Genomic DNA, 15,019 nt, shown 5'->3' with positions numbered 1-15,019 from the left:
ACAACCATGAAAGGAGGCACTCGACCGCGGGCCGGCTGCCGCCGGCGGCCTACGAGGCCCAGGTCCGCGCCGAGCGAGCGGCATGAAGATCCAGAAGAGGAAGCGGCTACGCCGCCACTCTTCCCGACCCATCAAGATCTAAAAACCTCAAGATCAAAGTCTCTACGGTTTCAGGGGATTGCCAAACTGCACGTTCCTCGACTATGCTGGCATTCGTCTGGGCGAGGGGGTGCTGGTCGGCCCCAGGGCCACGTTCGTCACCATGGGCCACCCGGTGGATCCCGAAGACCGGCGGGGATGGCTGAGCGGCGCACCTATCGACGTGGCCGACAACGTGTGGATCGGCGCCGGCGCGATGATCCTGCCGGGCGTGAGCATCGGTCGCGATGCCGTGGTGGCTGCAGGCGCCATCGTCGCCGACGACGTCCCACCGGCAAGCCTGGTAACCAGCGGCAAGGCAACCGTGCGGCGAACCTGGTGACCACGCCTTCGTCGCCGCGCGGCGGCAGATGAGGGCGTTCCAACGAACGAGGCCGGAGCAGCCGCGTGGGCCATGGGGCGTCACGCGACCGCAACGAAGTGGTTCAAGGTTGGCCCAGGTGGTGGGGCGCAACGGCCTGATGCGGGTGTTCTGGAAGGAGGTGTAGAGCCAGCGGCCGTGGCTCTTCACGGCGATGTTCGTGTTGACGGAGAGAGCCTCATCGGTGCAGGCGGTCTCACCCGGCCAGAGGACGCAGCCTGTCCGGACGATGACGGCCAAGTCAGGTTCGGGGAACCGGATGCGCTCGTCCTGCTGGAGAAGGCGCGTGCCGCGCAGGTACGTCGCGAAGTAATACCCCATTCCCTCCTCGACGCCGGCCCGGTTGCTCATGTGGTCCCCGTTGAAAGTGACCAGGTCGGCATCGGAGGTGTAGACCGCGGCGTACGCGCGCGCATCACCACGTTCCCAAGCCAGGTCCTGACGTTCTCGCAACTCACGCAAGGCGGCGAGATCCTTCTCCCGCCCGGAGCCCGACGACGGTTCAGCCGACGCGGAACCGGCCGAGCCACCCAGCGCGGCGAACGGCACGGCGACCATGGCCACGAGGGCGGCCTGCCACCTCGGAATACGTCGGGTGGTGCCGGTTGCGCGATTCAGGTATCGACTCATGTCAGCACCGTAGGAGGATCGCCTGCTTCACCGGAATCTCCTACGGTGGTCTGTCGTAGTAACCCTTGAGAGGTATGCCCCCTTAAGGCGACGCTTCCTGAGTGTCCGTTCGCATCGCGATCCGGGGCCACTCTTTCGTTCTCCGCCCACCTGGAACGCTTTCCCTTCCTTACGACAAGACGCCGGTCCACAGGCGCTACCGGCCGTGATGGTGGCATCGGCCCGAGCACAGGCGGCGGCAAATCTGGACGCACCCGGCCAGCGGCAAAATCAGCACCCTTCGGTACCCTGTAGCGGTGGCGCAGCACGAGAATTCGGTGATTCAGCAACGGCTCGCGGCCCTGCTCAATGCGCTGGAATCGACGGAGGAACGCCTGCGCCAGCTCGGTGATCATCACTGGGCCGACTGGCTGAGGAGTGATCACATACTTATTACGCGCGGTGATACCTATGGCCTCGAGCACCTGAAGCAGGCGTTCGGCGGAATGGGAAGCATCAACGATCTATACCCTTCCGACGACGGCGACATCGGCAAGGCGTTGGGTGAGATCTACGGACTGGCTGCTCAGCTCCTCGCCGACTTGCGTAACGCGTAGGTCGTGCCGCAATGAGACGGTTCGCAATGCTATAAGATAAGTGAGATGCGTGGCCCCGCAACCAGCTGCGCAGGCCGACAGCTAGCCTCGTCAGGGCGTGGGGCAAAGGCGGACGGGAAAGTCCGTTACTACTGCAGCGTTTCGCTTACGACCGCGAGGTATGAGCCTGTTTGAGTCCGGCAGCCCGGCGCGTCCGCACGGCGGCAGTAGGGCAAGTCGGCCCCGGAACGACCCGAGCATAATCCCGTTGATTGGCATTGCCTCTCTTCGAGATCATGGCCCCCATGTTGCCCAGCGAAATGCCGATTTTGTCCCTGGGGCCGATCCGGCTACGCCCTTTCCGGGAAGCAGATGCTGAGACAGTGATGTCCGTGGCCGCCGATCCGTTGATTCCCTTGATCACCACGGTCCCGGTGAGCGGTTGTCGGACCGATGCCGTCGCCTTCATCAAGCGCCAGCAGGAACGACTTCCCTCGGGCATCGGATACTCGTTCGCGATAGCCGAAGCCGCCGGGGACCAAGCCGCCGGGCAGATCGGCTTGTGGCTGCACGACTATCGACATGGCCGGGCCAGCATCGGCTACTGGCTCACCCCGCAACATCGCGGACGTGGCTACGCGTCAGCGGTGCTACGCGCCTTGACCCGATGGGCCTGGACGCTCCCTGGCCTCGCACGACTCGAACTCTACGTCGAACCCTGGAACGAATCCTCCTGGCGAACCGCCGAACGTGCCGACTTCCAGCGGGAAGGGCTCCTACGCAGCTGGCAGCCGGTAGGAAACGAACGCCGCGACATGTACATGTACAGCCTGCTGGCTCCCGACGCTACGGCCTGACCTCAGCTGGCCGTCACTCGCGCCCAACGACATCATGGCGCCATGTGAGGATGTTTGATAGCGGTTCCGGAATTATCCAATTCGTACGGAAACAATCGACCGAGTTGAAGGCGGCAGCCCGTTTGACAGCCCTCTGCAGCCGGGGCGCTTTTGATCTGCTCAGGTAGGTAGTCGATCGGGTGGCCGACGCGACGTAGTTGTTCTCAGCGACCGCCGACTATGACCGGTGGATAAGGTTGGTGTTTACTGCGATCTACTGGTAAGCCACCAGATCGTTGACTATGTAAACCGCCGCATTGGCGGTATCCAGCTGCCGGCAGACCACTCTCGTTCTATTCACGCGCAGACCCTCCGCGTCGTTGGTAACGACAGCTTGGGTGCTGCTCATCGTGGTATGTCGACCCAGCAGGTGGTCCAGATCCAGGCGTTCTTCGACTGCGGACTGCTTGAGCACCCGAGCCAGCGAATCAGGATTGTCCCACAGCATCGGGATATTCTGGAATGGGAAGTGCATGAGGTACTGATCGGATGTTGCGAACAGGGTCAGGGCGGGCACGTCGTCGAACGTTTGAAGACCAGCCCGTTTGAACCCGGCCAGGAGTTGGGACAACCCCGGGTTGGCGGCGATCGCGGCGACCACCGGCTTACCCTCCATCGCGGCTAGATTTTGCGGGGCGCACGCATCGGCTATCACCGAGCCAGACGGCAAGGGTTGCCCCGTCACGACTCCGCCCCGCCCGATAAAACCACAGCCGCCGAGGGACAGAGTCAAGACACCCGCAAGCAAGCCACGCAATACATGCATGATCACCCATCTCCTGAGATCTCCGCGCACGCCGATGCGCAACAGGGGCCCCAGCGGACGAGCTTCGGCGACACCTCATTCGGAGCCGAGTAGAACCTTCCTCGCCGACTCACCCAGTCTCCAGCCACGACACCCTTCTGGTCCCCTCTTCTAGACACGCACCGGCAACAGGTCCAGCTGCTTGTCTGCCCGGCCGTCTCGGGCCAGACCCCACCGCCTCTGCCGCGCACCGAACGGCCGGGCCTGCCAGGGAGACCGACTGAGGTTCAAGCACCCGAGCTATCCGCGGCAGATCCGGATGCAGGAGCATTGGCTACCGTGCCGGAATGACCACCGATCCCCGCGAAGCAGCTCGAACCCTTGACGATGCACAACGGCAGCGTGCGCGCCTTCTCATCCAACGCCTCAAGGATCCGACGCTGCCGGATGAGGCCAGCGCCGAGCTTCTGGATGAGCTGAAGAAGATGCTGCTGCACCCCAGAGTCAGCGATCTCCTGTTCTGGCGCACGCCCGAACTCACCGAGGACGAAGCCATCGACGAGGCGTTGCAGTATCAACCCTTCGTCGGCTGACCAGCCGGTGAATCATCGGGCACCAAGGGCACACGTTCTTCGGCACAAGCGTGCATTGAGGTCGGCTGGGACCACATGGGCGGAACGGACTTGCATGAGCCGCGCACGATAGGCGGCAGATGAGCGCACATGGTAAGCGACTGCGAGGCCGCCCTTCCGGCTCATGATTGCCGGGCGAAGGAATACTCCGGATTATGATCAGCGACCGGCTCCAAGCCTATGTACGCCAATGCTTCGACCCTGCTGATGTCGAACCGATTCTCGACCTGCTGCTCGAAGCATTTTGGGTAGAGCCGGAAGACACCGCCGAGGGCATCGAGCGTATCCATGCGGCAGTTATTTTCGTCGCCGACGGAGACACCCAGCGATTTCTCTATGCAGTGGCGATGGCTCAAGGAGACTGGCGAGATGTTTTGGTTGCGGCCCGCCTTGCTCATGCTGGCTGGGCCGAGCGACTGAAGACGGTACTCGGCTGACCACAAGCGGACAGCGCCAGGAGAGTGCATCCGTAAAATCGTGCCGATCAATTCCGGGTCGACCAGCCTGGAAACTCACTTGCGCAAGGAAGCCTTGAAGGCGCTCGTGCATTAACAAGGGTAGATCACCAAGCGCCCATTCTGAATCGTTGTGGAATCCGCCTACCTGCGCAACGCGCCTTGGCGAGTTGGTGATCTTGGCCAGTGAGACATTCATTGCGCATGCCGCATGACCTTCACGTGAGTTGACGCAGCGTAGAGCAGGTGGACACTGTAGGTAACAATCAATGCATGCTGCTCGAACGGGTCAGTGACACGGAACAGAGAGTGTGCGACGCCTTCAGGGTCGGAGCCGAGGTGAACCTCAGCCAAACCCGTGATCGAGACGTACGAGCCGAGGTGTTGCGGTTCCTCCTGCTAGGTGGTGGCCCGTCAGCGGAGGCGGGTGACATGCCATCCCTTTACCTCAATGGTGCGCGGGTTACTGGGCGGCTGGCATTGCCGTACGCAGAAGTTGCGGTTCCGATTGGGTTTGAAGACTGCGAGTTTACGGAGAAGATTGACTTTTATGGAGCGAGGCTGCGGCAGGTCAGTTTCAGGGGATGCCAGCTTCGGGGAATCATTGCGTCTAATGCCGTTTTCGGAGCCAACCTGCGTCTGCTTGACTCCCGCAGTGAAGGCACGCTGCAACTGGTCGGGGCAACTATCACAAATGCACTTCTGCTCGACAGCACCGAACTCATAGGTCCAGACATGGCCCTCGACGGCATGCGGTTGCGGGTCGGCGCGGACGTGGTTGCGCACCATGGCTTCCGCAGCCAAGGTGAACTGCGGCTGACGAACGCTGAGGTCGGTGGTTCGCTACGGCTCGAGGGCGCCACACTGGAGAACCCGGGCGGCGTTGCGCTGCGCGCCCAGGATCTCAGGGTTGGTGCGATCGCCAACTTCTGTGAAGGCTTTATAGCCGACGGCTCGATCTCGCTGAGCTTCGCCCAGGTCACCAGTCGACTCTGCCTCGAGGGGGCTACGTTGCGTGGCGATGCGAGTACGAGGCTTGACTTGCGGCATGTGCAGACGCGAGATCTGGTGCTATTGCCGACCGTCGAGCCGCCGGGCAGGGTCGATTTGAGCCATGCTGAGGTGGGTGTCCTCCGCGATGACTCGGATACCTGGGCGGCGGAAATGCACCTCGACGGCATGAGATATGAGTCCCTGTCCCACGAGGACGACCAGGGTAAGCGGTTGGATTGGCTGCGCCGCGACCCGCGCGGTTACCGGCCGCAGGCGTATGGGCAACTGGCCTCGGTCTTCCATGCAGCCGGCAGGGAGGACGACGCGCGTGGGGTGCTGCTTGCCGGGGAGCAGCGGCGCCGAGAGAACCTGGCTCCGCTTGGCCGCTTATGGGGCTATCTGCAGGACGTCACTGTCGGTTACGGCTACCGGCCCGGCCGGGCGTTTGCATGGCTCCTGACGCTACTTTTCGTGGGTACCGTCGTTTTCCAGCTTCACCCGCCGCGGGCAGCTGAAGCGGCCAAAGCACCGGAGTTCGTTGCGGTCGCTTACGCGGCCGACCTAATACTTCCAGTTGTTGATTTAGGCCAGCAGTCCAACTACCTCCCTCAAGGCGCGACCGCGTGGCTGGCATACTTCCTCATTTTATCCGGAATCGTTTTAGCCAGCACAATAACTGCGGCCGCGGCCCGTACTCTTCGCCGAAACTGACCAGCTCGATCATTCTGTTGAAACGCACTCTTCTCGGCAAAGGTGGATGTCGGCGTCGAGCCCTGCCGCCGCGATGCGCCACGTAGGCATGCATCGGCAGGTTGCGCCGACTTGAGGCTAGAGGTGCGGCTCGCGGCGCTTACGGCCCGATGCCGGTCCCGAGTAGGCGGAAGTTCACGAGGTCGGCTTTCGCTGCCGAAGCGATGACCGTACCCTGCTAACGTGCGTAAATCGCTGCTGCTCCCGGTGTGCGGCCTCGTATTCAACGTGGCCGTGCTGGCCGCACTGTACGTTCTCGATACGTCATACGTCCAAGTCTTGTTCTGGATGCCTTTTATCCCCGCATTCCTGACATTCGGCTCGGCCCTGCTCCTCCTCGGCGGACGGCGGCTCGAGGGGGTTGCATGGGACCGATTTTGGGGGGCGATCGTTGTACTGCCACGCTGGGCCCAAGCCGGCCTGGGGCTGCTGTTCTTGGTCACCATCGCATCCACGCTATTCGCCATCGCATCGACGCTGACCTCGCCGACCAGCCCACAGGCCGACGCCCGCTTCGAACGTAATTTTGCCCTTATCGCCGTGTGGATCACCGCCGTGGGAACCGCGCTGCACTACGCCGTCGAAAGAGAACGGATGGCGCAGACCGACCGCCGGTAGTTTCAGGCAACGCGATGCACGAGTTCTCCGTACTCAACTCGGCTGTGAGGACGTCCGCCAGCGGCTCGGCGCTACCTCAATTCGTACGTGAGACGATCGGTCGAGTTGAAGCCGGCATCCCGTTCAGCACTCCTCTGGAGGATCCGATCGAACGCTGGCGAGACCATCGCGACCCGGATGACCTCGAATGCCACCCGATACGGTGGACAGGCCGACGCGGCGGAAGTCGGGAAGCCGGGTCGGTGTCTGAGCCGGGACAGGCCTCAGAAGTAGTCGTGCAGCGTCGGCGCGGGACCGGCCGTCGCGGTGCGCAGCAACTCGTCGGTGTCCGCGGTCCCGCCGCTCAGGAAACCGCTGCGACGTAGCTGCTGCGGTGTTGCGGCGCCCGCGTACCAGGCGGCCAGGCCGCGCGGTGTCAGCCGGACCGTGCCCGCGCCGCCCGGCTCCAACCGTCCGGTGCCGCTGGCGAGCACCAGCCGGTAGCGGCCCTGATGCCAGGGGCAGACCTCGTCGATGAGCTCCAGGTCGACCTCGCCGGCCAGGTGCCGTGGCCAGCCGCGGGCGGCGACCGCGGCTGGCGCGTCGACGACACGCAGCATCCACGGCTGCGTGGACTCGGGGCTGGCGTCGCCGCGTGCCAGCAGCGACCAGACCGGATCAGCGGCGCCCAGCCGGATCACGACCGTCGGCGCGACACTGGCCCAGCCGCCGAGCATCGCCAGCAGCGTGCGTGTCGCCTCGGGTGTCAACCCGATCAGATCGTCCACCGTGAGCCTGCCGCTCGCGTCGTAGCCGGGGCCGCGGTTCCACCTCGCGTACCCGACGATCGTGCCGGTGTCGTCGACGGCAACGGTGCAGCCGTCATGGTCGGCTGCGACGAAGGCGGGCCCGGCCCGGTCCATCATGGCGGTGCCGGTCCGCGCCACCTCGCGATAGATCGCGTCGACCGCGGGGAGGTCGGCCTCGGTCGCCGGCCGCAGCACCGTCGCCGGGTCGGGGCGGATCTCCGCCAGCACCCGCGTCGGCACCCGGTAGTACACCAGCGCGCCGACCTCCTCCCAGCCCAATGCCCGGTACGGCCCCGGCGTGGTGTCGAACAGCGTGCTGATCACCGCGCCGCGCCCCCGGGCGTCCTGCAGCAGCCGGGTCAGCACGAGCCGGCCCAGGCCACGCCCGCGCAGCTCGGCCGCAGTCGCCACACCGGCGACGCCGCTGGTCGGCACGATGCGGCCGCCGAACCACTGGCCCTGCTCGCGGTCCACCGCCTTGGCGACCAGCCGCCCGGCCGGGTCGAAGACACCGAGCGTGCGCCGGCCGGGAGAGTCGGAGAGCCACCCCTCCGGCATGGGCCGCTCGTGATATCCGAACGTGAGACTCCCGAGGTCCCACGCGAGCTGCTGTTCCCCCGGGCCGAGCGGCCGTACCTCATATGTCACACCGGCCATCCTGCCGGAAACACACCCGGCGGAGCAGGCGATGAAGGTGTCACCGGGCCGACTGTGCCCGGTGAGCGGCAGGTGTAGGCAGAAGGTATGGCCCGCACGATCGTGATCTGCTGCGACGGCACCGGAAACACCTTCGACGGCGAACCCACCAACGTGACCCGGCTGATCCGGTTCCTCGACATGAGCGACCCGCAACGACAGGTTGCCGTCTACGCGCAAGGCGTCGGCACCAACGGCATCCGGATCTCTGCGGTACGCGACCACGGCCCGGCGCTGCAGACGTTCACGCCCCGGGAGTCGCGGCTCGGGGCGCACACCGCCGTGCTCCGGGTTCTCGGTCTCGGCTTCGGCTACGGGCTCAAGCCGCTCGTCCGGGAGATGTACCGGCGACTGGCCGAGTTGCACACCGACGCCGACGACCGGATCTACCTGTTCGGGTTCAGCCGCGGCGCGTTCGCCGTGCGGGCGCTGGCCGGGCTGATCTACCGCTGCGGGCTCCCGGAACAGGTCGACCGTCGTACCTTCAACCGGGCCTGGCAGTTGTTCAAGCCGATGACCGTACCCGCAGAGAAGGTCCGGGCCTTCCGGGCGCTGCCCGGCAACCGATCCCCGAAGATCGAGTTCCTTGGCGTCTGGGACACCGTGAAGTCGTACGGCGGTCTGGTGCCGACGAAACTGCCGCACCTGCGCCACAACCCGATCGTCCGGCACGTGGCCCACGCCCTCGCGCTGCACGAGCGGCGCGCCTGGTTCAAAGCCACCACCTGGGGCCAGCTCGACATGGACAAAGGCAAAGGCAAAGCAATGGAGCGTACGGTCCCCGAGGACCGTGATCTCTACGGTGCGCAGACGATCGCCGAAGTCTGGTTCACCGGCTTCCACAGCGACGTCGGTACCGGGGACATCACGCTGCGATGGATGTTCGGCGAGGCTCTGCACCGCGGGTCCGGTCTGGCACTCCGCGCGGATGCCCTCACCTTCCTGGCCCAGCCCGACCCCACACCGCCGATGACCGACTCGTCCACGTCCGTATGGGGGCTGATGGAACAGCTACCTCGCCTGGAGATCTTCAACGACGACAAGTGGCCCTACCGGCGCTGGGTGTGGGGCAGCGACGGCGCCCGTAAACCGTCGAAGGTGCTGCGAAAGGAACGGGTGACCGCGCACGCCACCAACACCGACGCCGCGGTCATGGGCCCGACCGCAACGTGCCGGACGTACCGCCCGGAGGCGCCCTGAGCGCCGCTCAATTCTTCCGGTGCCGGGTCGAATCGGCACCGATGAAGCCGTAGCGAGGTAGGTTTGGTGGCTCAGGGCGACGCTGTACGCTGTTGATCGGATTACACGTCATTTCGTCGATGGCTCGCGTGCGCCGAGAAGCACGTCCCACATGATCCTCGAATGCTGGAGCGCGTCCGCTCCCCCACGGTGAGCCCCGCGATCCGGGTCCGGACTCCTCGGGAGATCCGTTCGGCCCGCCGTCCCCGCCGGCACAAGTGCTGGGGACATCTCGTCGCGGCAACCCTGTGGCCCATGCACGACGCCAACCTCGGCACCCTGCTGCGCACCTGTGACGCGGTCGGGGCCTGCCTCGCGGTGCCCCCGTTCGGCTGGGTGGACAAGGCACTCGCCCGCGGCAACACGCTCCGGCAGCCCGCCTGCGTGCACCGCGTCGGCAGCCCACTGCGCTGGCTTGCCGACGAGCGCCAGACCGGGGCGAGCATCCTCGGGGTGGAACTGGCCGACGAAGCGATCCGGCTCGCCGACCTGCCTCCGGCCCGGCGCCGGACCATCCTGGTGCTCGGTCACGAGGCGACTGGCATCCCGCCCGAGGCGCTCGACCTTCTCGATGACGCCGTGGAGATCCCGATGGTCGGCACCGGGTCCAGCCTCAACGTCGCCGTCGCCGGATCGCTGGTGCTGTACAAGCTCGCCGGACTGCTATAACGACGAGTCGATCACTGCGCCGGATCCTGGAGCACGATGTCGTTGACAAGGCTGGACGTTGTCCAACTGGAAGTGTGCTGAGGGAGTCCAAGGACCTCGATGGTGAACGGGGCGAAATCATTGGTGGTGTCACGAACCTCGAAGCCCTCCGAGGCCAGTATCTCCTTCATCACGCGAAGCATGCCCTGAAGAATTACCTGAAAATGGGCGAAGGCCGGCGTATCTACGCGGCGCTCCATGACCGCATCCATCAACAGGCGGTCGGCGCGCCAATCGACTCGTACCGGAGCATGGCAATCCGCGAGTCTGTCGACTCGGACCTGCGCGCCCCCGGCCACCAGCCGAGGGTTCACGTGGGAAGGCACGACAGGCAGTCCAGCAGCAGCAAGGGCATCCCGAACATGTCCGGCCAGATCTTCCCGGCCAACTATCACTTCATCGGCGGCCCACTCGATCATGGCAATGTTCCTACCAGGCCGTAGTCGCCACCCTGGCCTCATTGGCCAAGCGCGAAGTGCGCTGCCGACCGCAGGTCACCCCTGGCGCGTCTCCCTGCTGAGCAACGGCAACAGGGCCGCGATGAGGTAGGTAACGCCGCACAGCAGGGCCAACCGGCCCGCACCCAGTGCGGCGGCGAGTGGTCCGGTGGCCAGCTGTGACAGTGGGATCGCGATGAACGAGAACAGATCGTCGAACGCCGACACCCGCGACAGCGCCTCCCGCGGCACGCGCGTCTGCAGGGCGGTGTCCCACGTGATGGCCGAGATCGTGAAGCCGAGGCCACCGGTGAACGCCGCCGCTGCCACGATCCACGGTTCACCGGTGAACCCCAGCGCCAGCAGTGGCAGCGCCGGCAGGACGCCGAACAACCGTCCGGTACGCAGCGGCCGCCGTAACACCAGGCGCACCGCCACGATGCTCATCAGCAGCAGCCCGGCTGCGCGGACCGACAGCACCGCACCCCAGCCGAGCGGGCCACCGTCCGCGGACACCAGCATCGGACCGAGCACGTTCCACGGGCCGACGTTGACCGCGTTGATCACCGCGAACGACACGCTGGCCAGCACCACCCAGCGCAGCGACCGGAAGATCCGCCACCCGGCCAGAAGCTCACGGCCCATCGCGGGAGCAGCAGCTGCCATCCGGCTGGTGGCCGGCAGCCGCAGGAAGAGCACCGCCGCCAGCAGGTAACTGCCCGCGTCCACGACCAGCGCCCAGCCTCCGCCAGCCGTGGCGGTGAGCAGACCGGCCGCGGTCGGCGCGATGATGCGCACCGCGTGGCCACTGCTTGCCAGAAGTGCATTGGCCCGCTGCAGGTCGGTGTCGGCGACGAGTTCGGGCACGATCCCGCGCAGCGCCGGGGACGCGAAGGCACTGGCAGCGCCGGCGACCAGCGAGAGCACCGTGATCGCTGGAAGGTGGTAACGGTCGGTGAGCAGCAGGACCGCGACCCCGCCGATGGCGGCCGCGCTGACGGTGTTGGCGGCGATCAGCAGCGAACGGCGGCTCATCCGGTCGGCCAGCACCCCGCCGACCAGCAGCAGAGCGAGCATCGGCACGACGTTGGCGGCGAGCACGATGCCCAGGTCGGTCGCCTGGCCGGAGGCCTGCAGCACGGCCAGCGACAACGCGACCGTGGTCATGGAACTTCCGAACATGTCGATGGTACGGCCAGCGAAGAACCACCCGAATCGGCCGTGCAGCAGCTGCCGTACCGGGGTGGTGGAGAGATCGGTTGTCACGGCGGTCATCGTCGTCGCGTACCGCCGCGGGTTTGAACTCTTGCGGCAGATGCCGCAAGGTCGGCGCATGACCTTGATCCGTCTGGGCCCTGACGCCCTGCGCGCCAGCCGGTTCGCGTTATCGCCGCTGGCTGAGACGCTGAGCCGGCTGATCGTGCTGCGCTGCGAGCTCGACGGTGGGCGGCCCAGCCCGCAGGCTCAGGTGCTGGCGGAGTGGCTCGCCGGCGATCCGTTCGCGGCGGGGCTGGTGCGGCTGGTGTCGGCCACGAAGTTCCTGCCCGACTTCGTGGCCATCCCGCCGTTGTCGATGACGACCCGCATCGACGACGAGCTGGCACAGATGCGCGCCGTTGCCGACAGCGAGGCGAGGGCCACGATTGCCGAGTCCCGCCGGTTCGCCTGGATGACCAGCAGCATCGCCTGGGCCGACGCCGACGGGATCACCACCTCCGCCGCGGCGGTGTTCGCCCGCGGCTGGCAGTGGTTCGTCGAACCGGACTGGCCGCGCCGGCGCGCGGTCATGGAACGCGACATCCGGCACCGGGCGGGCGTGCTCGCGGCCCACGGCTGGCGGCAGGCGATCAGCGGCATCGGCAAGATCCGGTGGGCCGGCCCGGACGCGATCCTGTTCTCCACCCAGACACACGCGGACCTGTCCATCGGTGACCAGGGGCTCGTGCTGGTGCCGCACACCGGCACCGTCGGGCAGTGGATGTGCGAGGCGCCACCCCGGTTCGCCCTGGTCTACCCCGCCCGGGGCGCCCTGGAGCACCTGCAGGTCGCCGATGAGGGCGTCGCCCGGCTCATCGGGGAAGGCCGGGCACGCATCCTTGCCGCGCTGGAGGATCCGACCACACCGTCACAGCTCGCGCTGCTGCTCGAGGTGTCGTTGGGCACCGTGTCGGGGCACCTCGCGACATTGCGCGACGCCGGGGCGGTCGTCGGGCGGCGCAGCGGCCGGGCCGTGTACTACGAGCGCACGTCGCTGGGGGATGCCCTGGCCGGCCGGTTACTCCATCAGGAACAGGCTGTCCACCCGGCTCCGGGTGATTCCTGATTCGGCCACCCGGGGTGCCGGCTCATGCAATGCCGTTCGGTAGCCACCCGCTACGACAAGACGCGCACGGCCGCTCCTTGCCGTCGCCGGCCCGCGCCGAGATGCGTCGGCTACTCAACCGCCCGGACTCCGACTTTCGACGCCGTACTCTTCCTGACGTCGTCCCCAGGATGAGTCGAGCCAGTCGATCGGTGTCATTGCGGTTGCGGGGTTGCGGCGGGCAGGCCGACTGGAGGGTCGGTGGCGAGGTTCAACGCGGCGGCGAGGATGGTCAGGATCGGGATCACCGCTTGGGGGGCGAGGTCGTACTCGCCGCGCCGTCTCTGCTGGATCAGTCCCGCTGCCTGCAACGCCCGGAGATGATGGTAGAGCTGGCCACTGGTCGTGTCGCCCTGGACCGCGCCGAGCGCCTCCTGGAGGTCGACGTTGGTGCGGCGGCCTTCGCGCGCCAGCGCTCTCAGTAACGCCAGCCGCGGCAGGCTGCCGAGGGACTCCAGGATGCCTGCGGCGGGGCCCCAGTCCGCCGGCAGTAGCTCGGCAAGCGGTATCTGCCTGGCCGAGAGTTGTTCCCTGGCGGCCACGTACCCCGCATAGCCCACCGTCCCGGGCAGGGACTGCTCGTCTGCCTCGCGGCGCCAGGCGTGCAGCGCCCCCGTCAGCGGGTTCGCTGTTCGCGTGATGCGCTCCGGCGCGGCTGCGCCATCGATCCGGCTCTCCAGGTGGGCGATCCGTCGCTCTAGTTCGTCGAGTCTGTCGTTGCTCATGGTCATCTCCTACGCTGCTCCGTAACTACGGAATAGCGTAGGAGGTCGAGCGATGAAACTGCAATTCAGCCTCAAGAAGCACCTGGAGCGATCGATCCTCCTGCGACGATCACCGGTCCATCCATCGCGGCGATCTGGAAGCCAGAACGAAGCGAGGGCAAGATCCTTGAACCGGCCTGACGATGCCGACACACCAACATCAGGACCGTCGGCGGGTGTGAGTAGTTGGGCTGCTTGGCGGCGGATGGTGCTGCGCTGGGTGTGGTCGAGTTCCGGGAAGAACCGGATCGCGGCGCGCAGGGCGCGCGCTTGCCAATCGCAGGAAAACATTGACTAACGCACCTGGTCTAGCCATGCTCCACGTCAATGTCGAACCATTCCAGGCCCCCGTCAACGACCTGATGAGCACAGGATGCCATTGGCGAATGGTGCAGCAACGCCGTTTTTAGGTCAACATAAACGTGCATTAAGCTAGGCCAGGTTTCCATAGGGAAGCCATTCTCAGGATCCCAGGTAAATACGAGTCCGCAGTCTTCGCCTTCGTCATGATCAACTAGCAGATGGCCGCCGCAATCATCGGAGCCAAGGGGAACCCATCGTTGACTCCAAGGATCGATATCCGACTCCGCAGCGCTCGCGTTGAGTCGACTTGCGGCGCTTCGTATTGAATCGGCATCGAGCAGCCGGTAACTGGGCGCAAGCTCGAACGACCCGAGGCCCTGCGCTGTGCCGTTGTGCCATCGCAACGTGGCGATGAACTCGGGCCGAAGTTTGAACCCGAGCATCGCCTCAAGCCTACTGAGCTGGTCCGATGTGGCTGACTGGCCCAGCAGGGCGTACGTCTTAGGAGCGTTACTGCGGAGCCAGTCCTCGAGATCTGCCAGCAGCGACTCAACTGACACCGCGCATTCCCCTTTTGGCAGCATTGAATAATTTAAAAGCGGGCCGGCGTTGCTACGGCGCTAGATCATGCTATGCCATTGACCGCCTCGCGGGAGCCGCTCCCGTCGACACGCCAGCCGCGGGCTGTCGGACATCGGTTACCTAGTACTCCAGCCGCACTTTCAGGTCCGGAGTCTGCGCAGGTAGTGGCTGGTTCGCGCCCGGTATTGATGGCGCCGCCGCCAGTATGACCAGTGCCAGATATGATCTTGGTGGCGGATGGTCGTGATCAGGTGTGCCAGCAGACGTCGGACCTCGCCGAGGGTGAGCGGGATGAGCTTGTCTCGTTCGAGTTCGGGTCCCCTTTT

16 protein-coding genes and 2 pseudogenes are annotated in these 15,019 nt (G+C 65.7%); 10 read left to right on the top strand and 8 right to left on the bottom strand.

Annotation, left to right across the window (positions count from 1 at the left end):
• Positions 1-262 precede the first annotated feature (262 nt).
• A complete protein-coding gene (locus tag AB0E94_RS51155; RefSeq protein WP_360343683.1) occupies positions 263-481 on the top strand; it encodes a DapH/DapD/GlmU-related protein in 219 nt (72 codons plus the stop codon).
• Positions 482-628: 147 nt separating this feature from the next.
• On the opposite strand, the pseudogene AB0E94_RS51150 reads toward AB0E94_RS51155, so the two are convergent.
• Positions 629-1,078 (bottom strand): annotated as a pseudogene (locus AB0E94_RS51150) (SgcJ/EcaC family oxidoreductase); the annotation flags it as partial.
• 368 nt (positions 1,079-1,446) lie between these two features.
• Here AB0E94_RS51150 and AB0E94_RS51145 point away from each other — a divergent pair.
• Together AB0E94_RS51145 and AB0E94_RS51140 are read left to right on the top strand one after the other, a co-directional pair.
• Positions 1,447-1,746, top strand: a complete 300-nt coding sequence (locus tag AB0E94_RS51145; protein WP_360343678.1) for a hypothetical protein — start codon at positions 1,447-1,449, stop codon at positions 1,744-1,746.
• A gap of 251 nt (positions 1,747-1,997) precedes the next feature.
• Positions 1,998-2,582, top strand: a complete 585-nt coding sequence (locus AB0E94_RS51140) for a GNAT family protein (RefSeq protein WP_360343675.1) — start codon at positions 1,998-2,000, stop codon at positions 2,580-2,582.
• A 253-nt stretch (positions 2,583-2,835) separates the two neighbouring features.
• Here the strand turns inward: AB0E94_RS51140 and AB0E94_RS51135 are convergent, their stop codons facing one another.
• Complete coding sequence (locus AB0E94_RS51135) at positions 2,836-3,387, bottom strand: fasciclin domain-containing protein (RefSeq protein WP_360343681.1); 552 nt, start codon at positions 3,385-3,387, stop codon at positions 2,836-2,838.
• Positions 3,388-3,713: 326 nt separating this feature from the next.
• Here AB0E94_RS51135 and AB0E94_RS51130 point away from each other — a divergent pair, with 326 nt between their 5' ends.
• The 4 genes from AB0E94_RS51130 to AB0E94_RS51115 all read left to right on the top strand — a co-directional run bounded on the left by AB0E94_RS51130 (position 3,714) and on the right by AB0E94_RS51115 (position 6,814).
• A complete protein-coding gene (locus tag AB0E94_RS51130) occupies positions 3,714-3,959 on the top strand; it encodes an e9imm peptide (RefSeq protein WP_360343672.1) in 246 nt (81 codons plus the stop codon).
• 194 nt (positions 3,960-4,153) lie between these two features.
• Positions 4,154-4,435, top strand: a complete 282-nt coding sequence (locus AB0E94_RS51125) for a hypothetical protein (RefSeq protein ID WP_360343669.1) — start codon at positions 4,154-4,156, stop codon at positions 4,433-4,435.
• A gap of 291 nt (positions 4,436-4,726) precedes the next feature.
• A complete protein-coding gene (locus tag AB0E94_RS51120; RefSeq protein WP_360343666.1) occupies positions 4,727-6,157 on the top strand; it encodes a pentapeptide repeat-containing protein in 1,431 nt (476 codons plus the stop codon).
• A 222-nt stretch (positions 6,158-6,379) separates the two neighbouring features.
• The gene (locus AB0E94_RS51115) at positions 6,380-6,814 is read left to right on the top strand and encodes a hypothetical protein (protein WP_360343663.1); all 435 of its coding nucleotides are present in this window, start codon (positions 6,380-6,382) and stop codon (positions 6,812-6,814) included.
• Positions 6,815-7,077: 263 nt separating this feature from the next.
• Here AB0E94_RS51115 and AB0E94_RS51110 read toward each other — a convergent pair whose 3' ends face one another.
• Positions 7,078-8,250, bottom strand: a complete 1,173-nt coding sequence (locus tag AB0E94_RS51110; protein ID WP_360343660.1) for a GNAT family N-acetyltransferase — start codon at positions 8,248-8,250, stop codon at positions 7,078-7,080.
• Positions 8,251-8,346: 96 nt separating this feature from the next.
• On the opposite strand from AB0E94_RS51110, the gene AB0E94_RS51105 reads away from it, so the two are divergent.
• Both AB0E94_RS51105 and AB0E94_RS51100 read left to right on the top strand, forming a co-directional pair.
• Positions 8,347-9,498 (top strand): DUF2235 domain-containing protein, encoded by a 1,152-nt coding sequence (locus tag AB0E94_RS51105; RefSeq protein WP_360343657.1) that lies wholly within the window; start codon positions 8,347-8,349, stop codon positions 9,496-9,498.
• A 162-nt stretch (positions 9,499-9,660) separates the two neighbouring features.
• On the top strand, positions 9,661-10,206 hold the full coding sequence (locus AB0E94_RS51100; RefSeq protein WP_360343654.1) for a TrmH family RNA methyltransferase: 546 nt from the start codon (positions 9,661-9,663) through the stop codon (positions 10,204-10,206).
• Between the two features lie 11 nt (positions 10,207-10,217).
• On the opposite strand, the gene AB0E94_RS51095 is transcribed toward AB0E94_RS51100, so the two are convergent.
• Both AB0E94_RS51095 and AB0E94_RS51090 read right to left on the bottom strand, forming a co-directional pair.
• The gene (locus tag AB0E94_RS51095) at positions 10,218-10,664 is read right to left on the bottom strand and encodes a hypothetical protein (RefSeq protein WP_360343651.1); all 447 of its coding nucleotides are present in this window, start codon (positions 10,662-10,664) and stop codon (positions 10,218-10,220) included.
• A 75-nt stretch (positions 10,665-10,739) separates the two neighbouring features.
• The gene (locus AB0E94_RS51090; RefSeq protein ID WP_360343648.1) at positions 10,740-11,957 is read right to left on the bottom strand and encodes an MFS transporter; all 1,218 of its coding nucleotides are present in this window, start codon (positions 11,955-11,957) and stop codon (positions 10,740-10,742) included.
• 58 nt (positions 11,958-12,015) lie between these two features.
• Between AB0E94_RS51090 and AB0E94_RS51085 the strand changes: the two genes are divergently transcribed.
• Complete coding sequence (locus tag AB0E94_RS51085; RefSeq protein WP_360343645.1) at positions 12,016-13,005, top strand: winged helix-turn-helix domain-containing protein; 990 nt, start codon at positions 12,016-12,018, stop codon at positions 13,003-13,005.
• Positions 13,006-13,199: 194 nt separating this feature from the next.
• On the opposite strand, the gene AB0E94_RS51080 is transcribed toward AB0E94_RS51085, so the two are convergent.
• From AB0E94_RS51080 to AB0E94_RS51070, 3 genes and pseudogenes are all read right to left on the bottom strand, one after another.
• A complete protein-coding gene (locus tag AB0E94_RS51080; RefSeq protein ID WP_360343642.1) occupies positions 13,200-13,769 on the bottom strand; it encodes a helix-turn-helix domain-containing protein in 570 nt (189 codons plus the stop codon).
• 347 nt (positions 13,770-14,116) lie between these two features.
• Positions 14,117-14,695, bottom strand: a complete 579-nt coding sequence (locus AB0E94_RS51075; protein ID WP_360343639.1) for an SMI1/KNR4 family protein — start codon at positions 14,693-14,695, stop codon at positions 14,117-14,119.
• A gap of 138 nt (positions 14,696-14,833) precedes the next feature.
• A pseudogene (locus AB0E94_RS51070) lies at positions 14,834-15,019 on the bottom strand (IS701 family transposase); the annotation flags it as partial.

The sequence above is a fragment of the Actinoplanes sp. NPDC026670 genome, from assembly GCF_040638175.1.
Taxonomy (GTDB): Bacteria; Actinomycetota; Actinomycetes; order Mycobacteriales; family Micromonosporaceae; genus Actinoplanes.
Note: the sequence above shows the minus strand (reverse complement) of the source record. Positions and strands in the feature narration are given on the sequence as shown.